The organism is Neobacillus sp. PS3-34 (genome assembly GCF_030915465.1).
Classification (GTDB): domain Bacteria; phylum Bacillota; class Bacilli; order Bacillales; family Cytobacillaceae; genus Neobacillus_A.
The window spans coordinates 452480-468928 of sequence record NZ_CP133267.1 but is presented as its reverse complement, the minus strand read 5'-3'; the positions used below and the strand labels follow the sequence as shown (position 1 = coordinate 468928).

General features: G+C 37.0%; 13 protein-coding genes, 2 pseudogenes and 1 riboswitch. Of the genes and pseudogenes, 10 read left to right on the top strand and 5 right to left on the bottom strand.

What is annotated here, in order from left to right:
- Nucleotides 1-32 precede the first annotated feature (32 nt).
- Entirely contained in the window at nt 33-1217 is a 1185-nt protein-coding gene (locus RCG23_RS02490; protein WP_308178441.1) for an aminotransferase-like domain-containing protein, read from the top strand.
- Nucleotides 1218-1721: 504 nt separating this feature from the next.
- Here the strand turns inward: RCG23_RS02490 and RCG23_RS02485 are convergent.
- Nucleotides 1722-2630 (bottom strand): nuclease-related domain-containing protein, encoded by a 909-nt coding sequence (locus RCG23_RS02485; RefSeq protein WP_308178440.1) that lies wholly within the window; start codon nt 2628-2630, stop codon nt 1722-1724.
- Nucleotides 2631-2815: 185 nt separating this feature from the next.
- Between RCG23_RS02485 and RCG23_RS02480 the strand changes: the two genes are divergently transcribed.
- A complete protein-coding gene (locus tag RCG23_RS02480; protein WP_308178439.1) occupies nt 2816-3316 on the top strand; it encodes a cupin domain-containing protein in 501 nt (166 codons plus the stop codon).
- Between the two features lie 79 nt (nt 3317-3395).
- Entirely contained in the window at nt 3396-3593 is a 198-nt protein-coding gene (locus tag RCG23_RS02475; protein ID WP_308178438.1) for a hypothetical protein, read from the top strand.
- Nucleotides 3594-3856: 263 nt separating this feature from the next.
- Here the strand turns inward: RCG23_RS02475 and RCG23_RS02470 are convergent, their stop codons facing one another.
- Nucleotides 3857-5317: a M20 family peptidase gene (locus RCG23_RS02470; RefSeq protein WP_308178437.1), complete on the bottom strand. Its 1461-nt coding sequence runs from the start codon at nt 5315-5317 to the stop codon at nt 3857-3859.
- 267 nt (nt 5318-5584) lie between these two features.
- Here RCG23_RS02470 and RCG23_RS02465 point away from each other — a divergent pair.
- The 4 genes and pseudogenes from RCG23_RS02465 (at nt 5585) to RCG23_RS02450 (ending at nt 10015) form a co-directional block, all read left to right on the top strand.
- A pseudogene (locus tag RCG23_RS02465) lies at nt 5585-6039 on the top strand (VOC family protein).
- 136 nt (nt 6040-6175) lie between these two features.
- Nucleotides 6176-7720, top strand: coding sequence for a spore germination protein (locus RCG23_RS02460; RefSeq protein ID WP_308178436.1), 1545 nt, complete (start codon nt 6176-6178; stop codon nt 7718-7720).
- Nucleotides 7710-8894: a Ger(x)C family spore germination protein gene (locus RCG23_RS02455; RefSeq protein WP_308178435.1), complete on the top strand. Its 1185-nt coding sequence runs from the start codon at nt 7710-7712 to the stop codon at nt 8892-8894. Before RCG23_RS02460 ends, RCG23_RS02455 begins: the two co-directional genes overlap by 11 nt.
- 20 nt (nt 8895-8914) lie before the next feature.
- Complete coding sequence (locus RCG23_RS02450; protein WP_308178434.1) at nt 8915-10015, top strand: GerAB/ArcD/ProY family transporter; 1101 nt, start codon at nt 8915-8917, stop codon at nt 10013-10015.
- 59 nt (nt 10016-10074) lie between these two features.
- Here RCG23_RS02450 and RCG23_RS02445 read toward each other — a convergent pair whose 3' ends face one another.
- The gene (locus RCG23_RS02445; protein WP_308178433.1) at nt 10075-10401 is read right to left on the bottom strand and encodes a YczF family membrane protein; all 327 of its coding nucleotides are present in this window, start codon (nt 10399-10401) and stop codon (nt 10075-10077) included.
- Nucleotides 10402-10739: 338 nt separating this feature from the next.
- On the opposite strand from RCG23_RS02445, the pseudogene RCG23_RS02440 reads away from it, so the two are divergent.
- The 3 genes and pseudogenes from RCG23_RS02440 to RCG23_RS02430 all read left to right on the top strand — a co-directional run.
- Nucleotides 10740-11899 (top strand): annotated as a pseudogene (locus RCG23_RS02440) (nitrate/nitrite transporter); the annotation flags it as partial.
- A gap of 3 nt (nt 11900-11902) precedes the next feature.
- Nucleotides 11903-12238 carry a PAS domain-containing protein gene (locus tag RCG23_RS02435; protein WP_374049837.1) on the top strand — a complete coding sequence of 112 codons (336 nt, stop codon included), beginning with the start codon at nt 11903-11905 and terminating at the stop codon, nt 12236-12238.
- 716 nt (nt 12239-12954) lie between these two features.
- Nucleotides 12955-14202, top strand: a complete 1248-nt coding sequence (locus tag RCG23_RS02430; RefSeq protein ID WP_308178432.1) for a helix-turn-helix domain-containing protein — start codon at nt 12955-12957, stop codon at nt 14200-14202.
- A 258-nt stretch (nt 14203-14460) separates the two neighbouring features.
- Here the strand turns inward: RCG23_RS02430 and prsW are convergent, their stop codons facing one another.
- Nucleotides 14461-15135 (bottom strand): glutamic-type intramembrane protease PrsW, encoded by a 675-nt coding sequence (gene prsW / locus RCG23_RS02425; RefSeq protein WP_308178431.1) that lies wholly within the window; start codon nt 15133-15135, stop codon nt 14461-14463.
- Nucleotides 15136-15271: 136 nt separating this feature from the next.
- Nucleotides 15272-15646 carry a Na-translocating system protein MpsC family protein gene (locus RCG23_RS02420; RefSeq protein WP_308178430.1) on the bottom strand — a complete coding sequence of 125 codons (375 nt, stop codon included), beginning with the start codon at nt 15644-15646 and terminating at the stop codon, nt 15272-15274.
- Between the two features lie 239 nt (nt 15647-15885).
- A riboswitch (cyclic di-AMP (ydaO/yuaA leader) is annotated at nt 15886-16026 on the top strand.
- Nucleotides 16027-16449: the final 423 nt, after the last annotated feature.

Here is a 16449-nt window from a genome sequence, read left to right as displayed (position 1 = left end):
TGATTTGTTTGACGGAAAGGTGGATGGTCAAATTGAACGTTGAATCTTTTTTTTCCGAACATATTAAAACGGCACTTAAGAATGATCCGCCGGGGGCATGGATGCCCAACCTTCCAGAGGGCTGTATCCGCTTGAGCTCAGGATATCCGGATCCTGCGCTTGTTCCTGCTGCTGAAATAAAGAAAGCAGTCGCTACTCTTGTTAATGAGGAGCACGATTTGCCCCTCCATTATATCGGCAGTCCACGAATTGAAGGACTACAGCAGCAAATCCTCAAAAGATTGGCAGAACGTGGTATGAACGTTCTGGATTCTGAGCTGTTGATCACTTCAGGCGCTTGCCAGGCGATTGATCTGATTGCCCGAATATTCCTGGATGAAAATGCAGTAGTGGCCGTCGAATCTCCCACTTATATGGAGGCTTTAGAGATTTTTCAAAACTATACGAAGCAGATTATTGCTATACCTGTTGATGACCAGGGGCTGCGAACGGATCAGCTTGAAGAAGTGCTGGCTGAAAGAAAACGCGAAGGTCTTCCCCTGCCACGGATTCTATATACCATCCCAACCTTTCAAAATCCAACAGGGACGACCATGGCAGCAGAGCGTCGCAAGCATTTGATAGAGCTTTCTGAAGAGTTTGATTTCCTCATTTTAGAGGATGACGCATATGGAGAGTTATCGTTTAATGAAAATCCGGTTCCACTAAAAGCAATAGATAAAGGCGGACGGGTTCTGCATGTTGGTTCATTATCCAAGGTAGTTGCGCCAGGAATGCGGATTGGATGGATAGCAGGAGCAAGTGAATTCATCACAGCATTATCGTGGTTTAAAAAAGATTTAGATCATCCATTCGCCCAATCCACAATGGCCGTATATCTAGAGAATACGGATCTTGAGAAACGGCTTATCATTTTAAAAGATGTTTATAGTGCTAAATGTGCGACCTTAATCCGTTCGCTGGAACAATCCCTTCCAGAATCCGTTTCATGGTATGTTCCAGAAGGAGGTTACTTTGTATGGGTGAAAATTCCTGGTGTCGATACGTCGTTATTATTAACACAGGCTCTTTCTGAAGGTGTTTCCTATGTTCCAGGGAAATACTTTTTCTTGGATCAAAAGGATGGAGCCGAGTTCCTCCGACTTTCGTTCAGTTATGCTGATGAGAAAGAAATTGTTGAGGGAATTCGAAAACTGGGGGAACTGGTCGGATATTAAATTGAGTTGGCGCCAGGCACCACAAAAGGACAAAGGTGGTGCCTGACGCTTTTTTATCATCATCTCCATGGCACTATTGGACAAAACTTGGCAACCGAGTGATCGAAATGTCTAATAGAAGCCCTCTATTGGACAAAACCTAGCAACCAAGTGATCAAAATGTCTAATAGAATGGCTCTATTGGACAAAACCTAGCAACCGAGTGATCAAAATGTCTAATAGAAGAAGGCTATTGGACAAAACCCTGCAACGGAGTGATCAAAATGTCTAATAGAAGCCCTCTATTGGACAAAACCTAGCAACGGAGTGATCAAAATGTCTAATAGAAGCCCTCTCTTGGACAAAACCTAGTAACCGAGTGATCAAAATGTCTAATAGAAGCCCTCTCTTGGACAAAACCTAGTAACCGAGTGATCAAAATGTCTAATAGAAGCCCTCTATTGGACAAAACCTAGCAACGGAGTAATCGAAATGTCTAATAGAAGACCTCCACAGTCTATTTATTCACTCAAAAAACGTCCATTTACAACTACCATTCACTTTATAGTTCTCTACAAGAATCCTGCTAATCCTCTTTTTGGACTCAACCACTCTGCACCAGTCATAAACGCCATTTGTTGTTATTTTTCGATCTGGAAATAGAAGCTTTAATTCCTCCACACTGCGTATAACGGCAGTTGCAACCAATTCTTCGCACCCACATTCACTACACACTATTTTATGTCCCCCGACAAACATCGAAAATGAGTGACAATCTTTGCACGTATTGCCCTTTTTTAACAGATTATAGTCATAGGGGGGCAAGCGTGAATAGGGAGGTGATTCAGTTTGATGCAATGAAACTAGTTTGTCAGCAAGCTTCTTATGAACGCTATTCAAACGTGATGGCTTCGTGTCTAATTTTTTCAAAAAGCGATTTAGCTGTGTCGGAAAAATAATAGGGAGGTTTAATGGGGTTTGATATAAAGTAAACTCGTGGTTAATGAAAATCACGTATGCTTCAACGTTAATATTAAATCCTAGATTTTGCAGTAGCTGGCGGAGCAGGGAGTTGCTTCGTTTCAGTTGGTCTAGCGGATTCTTAATCTCCTTTCCCGAGATTGTTTGGAGAATGTCATGGTCAAAATAAAAATCGCCTTCATAATTTTTCACCTCGAAAAGGTAAGTGGTTTCTTGATAAATAATCAAGGTATCAATTTGGAATTTTGTGTTGTTAACCTCGAGCAGAAGATCGTTTAATATCAAGCAGTCACTTTGAAGCTTCTCCGTCAATAAATCAAACTGAACTTCACCTTCATATCCTTTTTCAAGATTTAAATAATATTTCTGCTCATCTGCTGTTAGGTTCATTCGTGAGTTTAAAACTCTTAAAATCTTTAATTTCTCTGGTTCAGTTCTGGATTTAAAAGGCATAGCTCACGTCCTCTCTTTTTTTAATAAACCATAAATTAATGATATAAAAAAAATGAGTGATTTTGTAAGAAAAGAATGAATGTTTTGTAACATTTTAGAGGCAAGAAATAACTGATTATTTGATTTGAATTTTTTTCATCTTTATAATAAAAAGTAGATTGGTTAATTATAGAAAGGAAACTGGCATGGACAAAAAGACGGCACAATCTTGGATCACAAACCTTGGTCTTAGTCCGCATCCTGAAGGCGGATATTATAAAAGCACATTCCAGTCGGATGCCATAATTTCAAGCAATGGTAATCAGCGTAAACTTTTCACAAGTATTTATTTTTTACTACAGTCCCATGATATATCTCATTTTCATCGGCTAAAATCGGATGAACTTTGGTATTATCATGGCGGAAGTCCACTAACAATCCACATGATTGATGAGAGTGGAGAATATAAAGAAATGTATATAGGTTTAAATCTTGAAAATGGGGAGGTCCCTCAAGTATTAGTACCTAAAAACACCATTTTTGGTTCATCCGTAATGGCAGAGGAAACCTTCTCATTAGTGGGTTGTATGGTTTCGCCAGGGTTCGATTTTGAAGACTTTGAGTTGTTTAACCAGGAGGAGTTATTAAAGGAGTATCCTCAACATGAGCAGATCATAAGAAAGATGGCTTACAAATGTAAAAGTTAATGCGCCTCGAACCGATTTGTTAGAAATATCGATATCATTGTCCTAAAATTCGGACATCCTATTATAAGGAGGGATGGTCATGGGTTTCAGGATTTTTTTAATCTGTATCTTAAGCTGTCTTACTTTTATACCAATCGCTTCTGCTGAAGTGCCGCTTAAGGCTGCCTTCATTCGTAACCATCAACTTTGGATGGCAGAGGGGAACCGCGAACAACAGCTTACAAAAGGGCAGTATGTTTATTCTCTAAAATGGTCGTATGATTGCCTATTTGAATAGTGGTCACCAGGGCGGAATATCTATTTGTTTATTTTATGATACAAAGGAAAAAAGAAGATACCAGCCGTATGAAACCTTGAAACTAGAAATTTTCAGTGGTCTCCAATTGCCAATATAACTGCCGTATAACGTTGAAATATTTTTCTGCATAAAAAAAACATATTGCCGAAGTATAATGAACCGTACCAAATAATACTAAAATACCAAAAGCACCCCATTTTGCCGAAAATACTCTGGCCATGGAGTGCTAAACATTTAATTGTTTATTTATTCGATTCTTTGATAACTTCCGCATAAAACTTAATCGCATTTAGATAGTTTTTGATGCTGACACGTTCGTTAGTTCCATGCATCCTGTTTAAATCCTTGGAAGTGATTTGAACAGGTAAGAAGCGGTACGTATTTTTCGAAATGGGGTCATATTGTCTTGCGTCTGATCCGGCAAACATTAAGTATGGCGCCACGACAGCATGATTAAAAACATTTCGTGCTGATTGTTGAACGGTTCTAAATTGCCAGCTGTTCACAGAGGATACCTTGGAAGCTTCACTGCCTTCGACCGTCACTTTAATATCCGCATCGTCAATTGTTTCTTCAATGAACCTTTCCACATCCGCTAACGAATCGCCAGGCATTAGGCGGAGGTTAATAATAGCGGATGCTTGTTCAGGCAAGGCATTATATTGCTCGCCCGCCTGGAAAATGGTCGGGGCGATCGTGGTTCTGATTAAGGCGGCAGATGCCGGCTGCTGCAGTAAAATTTTCTCAATGAGCGGCTTGAAAATCACTTTGTTTGCAAACACATATTTCATCCCGAAATTCATTTCCGGGGCAACGAACTCAAATAAATCATTTCCTGGACCCCTAAGCGCACCCTTAAACTGGGTATCTTCTAATTTTGAAATGGCACTCGCAATTCGGCCAATATTGGTGTGGTCCTTCGGCTGGGATGAATGGCCACCGCTGCCCTGAATCGATAATTTCGCAGACGCGGAACCTTTTTCAGAAATACCAACGACACCCACGGGCGCTTTAACCCCGGGAACCATGTTCTCAACAATCGCACCGCCTTCATCTAAAACAAACTCAAACTGAATTCCTCTTTGCTTGAGAGTGCTAACGATCTTGCTGGCGCCTTCGTCCCCGCCAATCTCTTCATCAAAGCCAAACATGAAATACATATCTCGATTCGGTTTGAATCCTTGATCTAATAGATATTCTACTGCCTGTAAAATCCCGACAATGCCAATTTTATCATCTAAAGTTCCCCGTCCCCAGATCAATCCGTTCTCAACGGTGCCGCTAAAAGGCGGCTGCTCCCAATTATTTTCTGTTCCTTTTAAAATAGGGACGACGTCATAATGGCTCGTTAGGCCAATGGGATGTTTACTAGAATCGGTGCCTTCCCATTTATACACGAGACCATAATCATTCACTTTTTCAAAATCAAGCTGTTTATAAACCGTTGGAAAGCTTTTCTGTAAAAAAGCGATAAACTTATCATATTCTCTAAAATCAATCTTACTGCGTTCTTGATACGATACTGTTTTGTAGGTTACGGCTTGAGACAAATGGTTGACGGCTTCTTTTTCATTGATGGATACTTTGGTTGGGTGTGGTTTCGGCTGTCTGGATTTGACTGTTAATGTGTTGAAGGCGGTTACAATTATAAAAATGACAATTAATCCGGCGATTAATAGGAAAGCGAGCTTCCATTTTTTCATTCATATACCCCCATAGTTTCTTATTAATATAGAAGGAAATAAATTTTTAGAATCACTCAGTGCGAGGACAAAAGAGGAAAATCAATAATAACACTATTATTATACTAAAAATTCAGATAAATAGCCCTGGAAAGACGGAAAAGTGGCGCAACAAACTCAGTAGATTCTAAGACTAATGATGTATGTTATTTCAACCCATTTACGCAAGAAATAAGGCATATGCAAAACTATAATAAGATTAATGAAACAAACTGAGGAGGAAAATAAATGATAAAAGGATTATATGAAGCCCACTTGCCAGTCAAAAGTTTGGAGGTCTCGATCGACTTCTATCAAAATTTGGCGTAAAGCTTGCATGGAGAAATAAGGATACAGCGTTTTTTTGGATCGAGGAGGGAAGGAGCTGGATAGGCTTATGGGAGGGGAAAGAATATCAAACAACCTACCATCCTTCATTACGGCATATAGCGTTCAGGGTTGAATATGCTGACCTTAAAAAATCTTTAAACTGGTTAAAGGCCAATAATATCCAGCCAGTACCATTTGGAAAACGAGAATCGGTAGAGCCCTTTATTCGACCCAACCAGGGAAACGCTTCCGTTTATTTTCAAGACCCTGATGGAAATAGCCTGGAGCTTATGTGTTTTATTGACGTTCCTCATGAGTTCAGTAATCTTTCAGAAAAATTATCCTTTGATGAATGGGAGAAGTTAATTGGATAGATTAATCAATGCCACAATCTTTAATTGTGGCATTTTTTCTTGGCTACGTCTTCTAATACAAAAAGTACAATTTACATAAATTAGAGTTATTTGGTAAAAATAAAACAAATCTGAAGCAGGAGGTGGAAGATCATTCATGTGGAAAAAATTTCGGCCTAAACAGGATGAAAACGTGAAAAATTCAATATCTTCCAATGACCTTCTAAAGAAAAATCTTAATGAAAATGTTGCTCAAATTAAAGAGCATTTAGGCAATGCTTCAGATTTGGTGATTCGTTTTATCAAACATAAAGATGATCCGTGTGCTTTTGCAGTCGTTCATATAGACGGAATTTCAAATGTACAAGATATAAATGAACATATTATTGAACCTCTTTTAACATGCAAAGCCGCCCTGTCTACCAGGTCTATAAAGGAAGATTTGGAACAAACGATTACCATCTCAAATATAAAGGTGAAAAACACTTTAAGTGATATCTTGTCGGAAATCGTATTTGGGAACACTGCCATTTTAATACATGGTGATACTACAGTTCTCATTTATGATACAAAAGAATTTCAATCGCGCGGTATCACAGAGCCAACAACTCAAACGGTTATTCGGGGTCCAAAAGACGCCTTTACAGAAAGTCTACGTACCAACACTTCCTTGGTTCGAGCTCGTGTCCAAAGTCCGAATTTACGTCTTGAATCGATGAAAATTGGCGAAGTAACACAAACCCCAGTTGAAATCATGTATATCAAGAACATTGCACAAGAATCTATTGTAAATGAAGTTAGGCAGCGTCTGCAAAAAATCAAAATAGATGGCATTCTTGAATCCGCTTATATAGAAAGCTTCATTAAAGACGAGAAGCATTCCCCTTTCCCAACGGTACAAAATACCGAACGTCCAGATGTTGTGGTGGGAAATTTACTTGAAGGACGGGTCGCCATTTTTATCGCCGGAACTCCTTATGTTCTTATCGTTCCTGTTACCTTTACACAATTCTTCCAGTCTCCCGAAGATTATTACCAGAATCAGTACATCGGGAGCTTTTTAAGGATATTACGGCTAGGGGCTTTCTTCTTAGCTCTTTATGCACCTGGTTTATATGTGGCAATGATTACACACCATCAGGCACTTGTTCCTACGGTTTTACTAGTCAGTATCGCTGCACAAAGAGAGGCAGTTCCGTTTCCTGCCGTAATAGAAGCTTTCATCATGGAGATGACCTTTGAAGTATTAAGGGAAGCGGGAATTCGTATGCCAAGAGCTGTTGGTCCAGCCCTATCAATCGTAGGTGCTCTTATCCTCGGCCAAGCCGCAGTACAAGCAGGTTTTGTTTCCGCAGCAATGGTCATTATTGTTTCGATAACGGCAATAGCTAGTTTCGCACTTCCAAACTACAATATTGGGGTTACTGCACGAATTCTTCGATTTCTGTTTTTAATTATTGCTTCCTATGCAGGGTTGTATGGTGTTTTAATTGCTTCACTTATCATTGGCATGCATATGTGCGGGCTGCGCTCGTTTGGAGAACCCTATCTTGCTCCCTTCGCCCCGTTTCGGCTTAACGAGCAAAAGGATGCTTTGTTCCATTTTTCTATACATAGCTTGGTAAATAGACCATCTCCCGCAAATAAAAAGAACGAAGTGCGAATGAGGAAGATTGAAGAGGGTGATTCGAGTGAGAAATAAATTATGTTTTATCATCATTTTCTTATTTAGTATCCTCTCAGGATGCTCTAATTACAAAGAACTAAATGAAATAGCCATTGTGGTTGGACTAGGGATCGATTATATTCCAGCTAAAAAAACATATCAGGTGATTTACCAAGCCATTAATCCAAGTGAAAATGCTGCCCAAGCCACGGGTTCAGGTGCTACACCGGTTACCAGCTTTATCACTACTGGAAAAACTCTTTCTGAAGCTGCTTACAATACATCTAGACTATTCTCACGGCAGAATATATATTCTCACATTCAGGTAGTAATCCTCGGCGAACAATTAGCTAAGAAGGAAAGTTTAAACTTTATATTTGATGTGTTCGAGCGGGATGCAGGAGTCCGTGTGAATGTCCCTGTCCTTATTGCAAGGGATGAAAATGTAAAAACCACAATGGATATACTTCCTTCAAATGATAAAGTCCCCGTTAGAACGATCATAGGTAAATTGAAGAATGCCTCTAAAAACACCGGGGAATATGGTGAAACGAAAATTTATCAAGTGATTGAAGATCTATCTAACATTGGCTCAGAACCTGCTATAAATGGTATTAGTATAAATGGGGACAAGGAAAAGGGTACGACAAAAGCCAATTTAGAAAATATGCATAAGGCATACGTATTTCTTAATGGGGTCGCCATGTTTGGGAAAGGAAAACTTGTAGGATGGTTGGATGGAAAAAAGACAAAGTCAATTCAGATCATTCAAAATAAGATTGAACAAACCAACGTGAGGATTCACTGTGATGAAAAAAGGTATAACAATATCCTTGTTAATCGCTTAAAAAGTCATTCAAACGTAGACATAAAGAATAATCAAGCCGTTATCACGATTAACGCAAATGTTTCAGGTTCTATAGTTGAGCTGTTATGTAACAAGGATATAAGTAATCGTAAAGTGGTGAAAGAATATGAACATAAAGCAGAAAGGGAATTGGAAAAGGAAATAAAAGATGGGATCAAGGCAGCTCAAAAAGTGAAGAGTGATGTGTTCGGATTTGGAGAAATCCTGCACTATACTCATATTCGGAAATGGAATGAATCAAAGCACCGTTGGAAGGAGCTGTTTTCACAAGCAAACGTAAATGTTCATGTAAAAATGGACATTGAAAGGACAGGAATGAGAATCAAGCCTTATCCCTATTGATTAAGGAGTTGTATAGCAAGATGAATCAGGTGAAGGTTAACGGATTTCAGTTATTTAGTGTCATTTTTTTATTTGAATTAGGAAGTGCAATTCTGGTTGGGATGGCCAGAGATGCAAAACAGGATGCCTGGATAACTGTATTACTTGGAATCGCCTGCGGCTGCATTCTATTTCTTGTTTACGCAAAACTTTATAATATGTTTCCTTCATTGCCGCTGACAGGCTATCTTCGGAAAATTCTTGGCAGCTATTTAGGCTGGATCATAGGGCTAATGTATGTAATTTATTTTATCTACATTGCTTCTCGTGTATTGCGTGATTTTGAAGCACTATTAGTAATAACAGCATATCGTCAAAGTTCCATTTTTACAATTGGTATCATCATGGTTTTATGTGTGATGTATGCAGTCTACAAGGTGGAAGTGTTTTTTCGTATATCTGAACTTTGCCTATTCATTATCGTGTTTATGTTTTTTTTCCTTATTTTATTTGAAATTGCAAGTGGGATTGTCGAGTTAAATCATCTTCGTCCTATTTTAGAACATGGCTGGCGTCCTATATTTAAAAATTTATTCCCAGCTACTATAACGTTTCCTTTCGGTGAAATGATTGCCTTTACGATGCTCCTCCCTTATTTAAACAAACAAGAAAAAGCCAAGAAAATTGGAATTATAAGCATCGTTGTTAGTGGCTTGGTTTTAACTTTATTCACCTTTATGAATATTGCAATAATCGGTTCAAATATTGCAGATCGTTCGGCTTTTCCTATCCTTACGGCTGTAAGTTACATTAATATTGCTGATTTTGTCCAAAGGCTGGATATTGTAGTGATCATCAGTATGGTCATATTAGGATTTGTAAAAGTAACCGTTTTCTCTTTCTGCGCGATTATTGGCACTGCCGATTTGTTTAAAGTTAAAGAACCAAAAAAATTGATCTATCCAATGGGGATTATGATTTTAATTAGTTCACAAATAATCGCTCATGGATTTATTGAGCACATTCAAGAAGGGTTAATGGTAGTACCATATTACCTGCATCTTCCTTTGCAAATAGTCATTCCTCTTTTATCATTAGTCATTGCATGGATTAAACGGAAAGTGAAGGCTTCCTCTGTTTAATGTCTGTTGAGTACTTCTTTTTTCGAGACTCCAATTGATAAAAGTGGGGAATTAAAAGTTTAATTCTGCTTGGTTTTTAAGTAATCGGAAGCTTTTGAGATAATAAGTGGAAGGAAAAAAATAATAATAATGACATAATCTTCTCCAGTTATCTGTTGTCCCATTTTAATAAAGGTATGTAAAATTTCATCAATACCAAGCCCTTGAATCATATCCAATAAAATTGCGAGGGCAGTTATGAGGGAAAATAACAGTAAGAAAATGAAAAGCTGCTTCAAACGTATCACCATTTCTATTTTTTTCTTATTATTTGTTGACCTCTTACGGTCTATCCATAAATGAGCATGTAAATTGTTTTCTGTTGGAGGGTATTGGTGTTGTCGCAACGTCTTTGCATTCCTTGCTGAAACAGATCAGCACATTGTCGCTTGTATTTTCAAGATAAAACGTTTTGTTAAATAAGTCACAGACATACTTCCGAAATAATGTTAAGGTGTTTTTTGTGTTAAGGGACAAACAATTGTAAATAATTTCAAAAACGTACATTAATATGAATATACTAATTATTGGGAATCGCTAATATTATTTGCATTATCCAGTACGAATGATCAGTTCGGTTTTATTGTTAATCAAGTTGCTTTTTTTGAAACAAGAATCATAAATTATATAAAACTAGCAATTATTACTTACAATTCTACCCATTTTGAAAGGAGAAAATGAGCAAATGAATTCACAAAAATGGCAATTGCCTCTTCAAACCCTGAGCCTTGTAGTAGGTTTTATGGTCTGGGTGATTATTTCATCCTTAATGCCGTTTATAAAAAAAGGAATTTCTCTAACACCTAATGAAATCGCTCTGGTTACAGCCGTTCCTGTTATATTAGGTTCGGTTATGCGAGTTCTCCTGGGGTACTGGACAAATCGATTTGGTGCTAGAATCATCTTTTTCATTAGTTTTATCATTTTAATTTTTCCCGTCTATTATATTAGTATGGCAAATTCACTTACGGATTTAATAATTGGTGGTTTAGTTCTTGGAATGGGGGGCGCTGTCTTTTCAATCGGAGTAACTTCATTGCCAAAATATTATCCGAAGGAGCGGCACGGATTTGTAAATGGAATTTATGGTGCAGGAAATATTGGGACAGCACTTACCTCTTTTATGGCTCCCATGCTGGCAAATACCATGGGATGGCAAAATACGATTCGCTTGTTTTTAATTCCTGTTATCCTATTTGCCTTATTAAATTTTTTGTTTGGTGATCGTAAAGAGCCTAGAGTGAATAAACCCTTGGCAGGACAAATCAAAGCAGTTTATCAGAATGAAAAACTATGGTTCTTAAGCCTATTCTATTTTATTACATTTGGTTCATTTGTCGCTTTTACGGTTTACCTACCCAATTTTTTAGTGTCAAACTTTAAGTTAACATCGGTGGATGCAGGTTTACGGACAGCCGGATTTATTACAATAGCCACACTTTTCGGCGTATTGGCGGGTGGCTCGGTGATAAATTTAATCCATTTATCATTATGTTATTTGTATTTGGAGGATTAACCTTCTCAGGTGTTTTACTATCCTTTTCACCCACTATTACGTTGTATTCGATTGGCTCGTTAACGGTTGCTTTCTGTGCTGGGATTGGAAATGGAACTATTTTTAAACTTGTACCTTATTATTTTTCAAAACAAGCGGGTATTGTCAATGGGATTGTATCGGCTATGGGAGGACTGGGTGGATTTTTCCCACCACTCGTCCTCACCATTGTGTTTAATATTACAGGACATTATGCGATTGGTTTTATGTCCCTTGCTATGTTTGCAATGGCTAGCTTTGTCATTGTTGTGTGGATGTATTACTTAGAAAAATTGAGTCTGGAAACAAAGATTATGGAAAACGTTGGTCAAAGTATGATGGTAACCAATACAAAGGGAATGATTGAAAAAGTAAACCGTGCCTTTACAAAGGTAACCGGCTACCAGGCTGATGAAGTAGTAGGAAAGAATCCAAACATTTTACAGTCTGGAAAGCATGATCAGACTTTCTATCAAAAAATGTGGGATTCGGTTCAAAAACGAGGGTATTGGCAAGGTGAAATATGGAATAAAAGAAGAAATGGGGAAGTTTATTTAGAATGGCTTACCATTAGTGAAGTGAAAAATGATGCAGGAGAAGTCAAATATTATCTTGGACTTTTTAGTGATATGACAGAGCAAAAGAGCTGAAGATTCACTCTCAGCTTTTTTTGTTATGAAAAATGTACTGGGTATAGAAGATCATGTGTACCATTTCTTTGCGATTGCAGGAGGTGGACTAGCGGGTTTAATGGTGGTAATCGGTTTGGTCGGGTAACGGCTCTTTTTTATTTCAACATTCTACATTCTTCGTAAATTCCTCCACAAAATTAAACCCTTCCATTTTAGATTATCTCTATTTTTATAAAAGGCTGTTTTCGTAAACTTTGTTGCTATTTAGAATGAATCAGATGGTTGATAAAGAAGTTGATTGGAGCGGAAGGTGCGAGATCCTCGAAAATGCTATCGCATTTCCTTCGTGCGTTGTTGATTCAAGGGAGCTGATTCACCGTCCTGCGGGAGCAGTGGGACAGGTGAGACGAGACCCCGCAGTCGCTTTAGCGACGAGGAGGCTCACCGCCTACCCCGCGGAAAGCGAGCATCCTGAAGCGGAAATCAACTACTACTAAAAACAACAATCTTTTAGAAAACAGCCTAATAAAATTTTACATGGGCAAAAATGATTTATAAGTTACCTAGAAGCAAAATGCAATTTTTCCGAGTGAAAAGTATATTGACCATTCGGAAAATTAAACCTATATTAACAATAACGGACTTACGATACCTTTATTGTTAATTAATGAAGTGATTATTTAAAAATATTATTAATTATATAACTATAGTTAACTTACAACTTGAGGTGCGAGATGATAGAGGGGAAAATAATCAAGTTTTATCGTGAAAAAGCAGGATCAACTCAGGGACAGCTTGGAGAAGGAATATGTTCTGTAACACATTTAAGTAAGATAGAACGTGGCATTACAGAATACTCACGGGAAATTACTTATTTATTATCTAAAAGATTAAATATCTCCCTCGAAGATGAAAAGGACCGTTATCAACATCTTCATCTGAAATTAAAGCTTTGGCACGATGCGTTGGTCATGCAGCAAAACGAAGAATCAGAAGTTTTAAAAAACGAAATTGAAAAGGAAATACTGATTCAACTTGAAGATTTCCGTGATTATTATCAATTACTTTTAGCAAGACATTATTTATCTCATCACAAATTAGAATCAGCATTATTGATTATTCAAGCACTGCAAAAAAATGAGGCATCACTATCTCCGCAAGATCGCAATATGTTAAAGCATGTACAAGGAATCTATTACTTTCTAACAGGAGAATATCGAGATTGTATACATATTTTAATTTCGATTGATCAAAGTCAATATAATCACTTTGAATATTATTATCACTTGGCTCTGTCGTATCATACAGTCAATGCTAATATTATTTCCTATTATTATGCTGAGAAAGTTCTTGATTATTTTCAAAAAACGTTAAATATTAAACGAATCATTGATACAGAAATGATCATGATCATCCAATTAAATGCGAGGGAACATCATGATTTCAAAGAGACGAAAGAACGTTACGAGCAATTAATAAGAACATGTGATGCAATTAATGATGTTGAGCGTAAATCAAAGCTATATCATAATCTTGCTTTTGAATTCTATAGAAGAAAAAAATATAATGAAGCTACGCACCATTATCTGGAATCTCTTAATCTAGTTGATGAAAATACCCCTCATTATTTATATTGTTTAGATGGCTATATTAGTTCATGCCACAAAGGGAATTTACTTTCTAAAGAGGAGTTATTGGAGCTGGCGGAAAAAGGGTATGAATTGGCAAAACCGACAAATTCATATTTCTGTATTTCCTTTCAATTACACCTCTATAAGCTGAATAATGAAGAAGATAAGTACTATCAGTTCATTGAAATGAAAGCCCTGCCATATTTAAAAAATATAGGATACACCATGTTAATTGAACACTATGAAAAGAAACTCTTTCAATACTATAACGAAATGGGAGAGACTCAAAAAGCCTTAGAACTTGCCCAATCTTACATGCATGGAAAAAAGAGTTACTATGAGTATGAATAAGGGGTGATCTCCAAGTATACTAATCTCTTAGATTGATTTGTCGATGCCGTTTAATTACCGTGAAAAGTAAATTACTGTCTCTTCTTCTATTTCCAAATAGGTCCATTTGAATAAAGAGAGATTGGAGATAATAATAAAGACCAAATCAAATAATGATTTGGTCTATTTCTATTTTAGAATTACATAGGACTCCTGAATTAATTTCAGCTGAAGATTAGGAACTAATAATGAAATTTGGTTTTTTCTAGTGTTATCTTCTTATCCTTTTTGAGAGAGCTTGTCAAAATACTGTTTGCTTAATCCTTGTGCAAAGTTTAATTTAGCCATAGCGAACCACCATAAAAAAAACATAAAGGGCAGCATCATGGTAAGCCAGGATGTTTGAATAAGTAAAATATAGTCATATAAACCATGAAGAATAATTGGGACTAGTAACGATAAAATAATCCATTTTCCTTTGTTTCCTAATGAAAATTTTACTTTTGAAATATAATAACCCATTATAACACCAAATAAGGCATGGCTTGAAACAGGTAATAAAGAACGAATAAGAGCTGTCTGGGTTCCATAAACAAATGTATATAATATATTTTCTGCGGTTGCGAAACCTAATGCCACAGCAGAGCCATAGACAATGCCATCAAATGGCTCATCGAATTCTTTATGTAAATAAGCACAATAATATAAAACAATCCATTTGAGAGATTCTTCCAGAAAGCCAGTCCGAAAAAAGGCTTTCGAAAAATTCGAATGAAACAAATATTCTTTATCGAATATTTGATCAACGAAGGAAATCGGAAAAACAAGTATTGCACCGAAAAGAAAAGTTCGGATTACCAGGTTGATAGGTTCGGGTTCATATTTATCCTTTAAATAAAAATAGTATAATAAAGCAATGCCGGGCGCAATGCCGGCTATTAAGATACCAACCATAAATTTTCACCCACCTATATTCCTTGGCAATAGAAATAGTATTTTAAATTTGTAATTATCGTACATGTTTAGAGCAAAAAATTAAGATTCTATTTGCCTTCAAGTAGGAACCTTAAAATATTATATCAAAAAACGCTTAAGAGTTATTTTCTATAAATTTTTCTAAATCTTTATCAATAATAAATACTTCGATTCGTTCGCCGGTTTTTGTACTAATATCACTATGAGAAGAAAGAACTTTACAGCCTGTTAATTCTTCGACGATTTTTTCATATTCCTCGCTATACATTTCCCTAAGCACCTGGCGCATCTGTTTGACGAGTTTTTTCCCGACTTTGTGGCTTACCAGGTGTTTTTCTTCAACTGAAAGAACTCCTTTAAAGCGGGTAATTAACATATCTTTTACAATATAGGTTTTAGCTTCCTGTGGACCTTTGCCAATAAGATCTCGTTGAAATTTAATCAATGCTGCGCTTACTTCTGCCTCTATTTTTTTCTTTGAAAGCACCATTTTTCCCCCAACATTTTTGCTCTGAATTTATGAGACCTATCATAAATCGGATTTTCCAGTCTTGTCAACGCCATTTTTTTTCTTTTACTGATTCTTAAAACGGCAAAATAGGAAGAAATACAGAGATATACTGTGATATTATCTGAAAAAGAAATGAAATCAGCCAATTTTAATCTTTTTTTAAGAATTTAGGGAGTTTACAACTCATTCTGGGAGAAGTTACAATAAGCGCGTATACAACTGAATGTCGGCCAAATCTCAAGCAATTGAGAACGGAGGAACCATGTATTTGGGGTTAATTCTGCACATGCAGAAAGGATGAGAAACTCTTTCGCCATCCTACCCGTCAGCTAACTTCGTCGGCTAAAGCGAAGGAGGTCTTAAGACCGCCTTGACCAGGGGGCTTTTTTGTTGTTTTTACAGCAAAACGGCAGCCTGATTTTTAAAGTAGGTCTTTTTATTATGCCTATAATTGAAAAGGATCATGGAAGACAGAATGCAGAGACGGTTATTGAGCCTGCTGGGCATTAAGTAGACCAATGATTACTTTTTCTCGAAATGAACTTTTGTACGTTCGATGTACCTTTGTGAAGGGCACTATTTTCACAAATGGCACAAAGAAGCATGTGCAGAAGTACAAAACCTGAGGAAAAGTAGCATTGGTCTATTTTTTTTAGCTGATGCTGCTTTCCAAGGTGTTGAAGTTAAAGAATATGGATTTTAATTTTTCGTAGATTTGGAGAGGAGAAAATACTATGGATATGATTTCAATTTTACTAACGGCTGGTTCTTTTTTGCTCTTT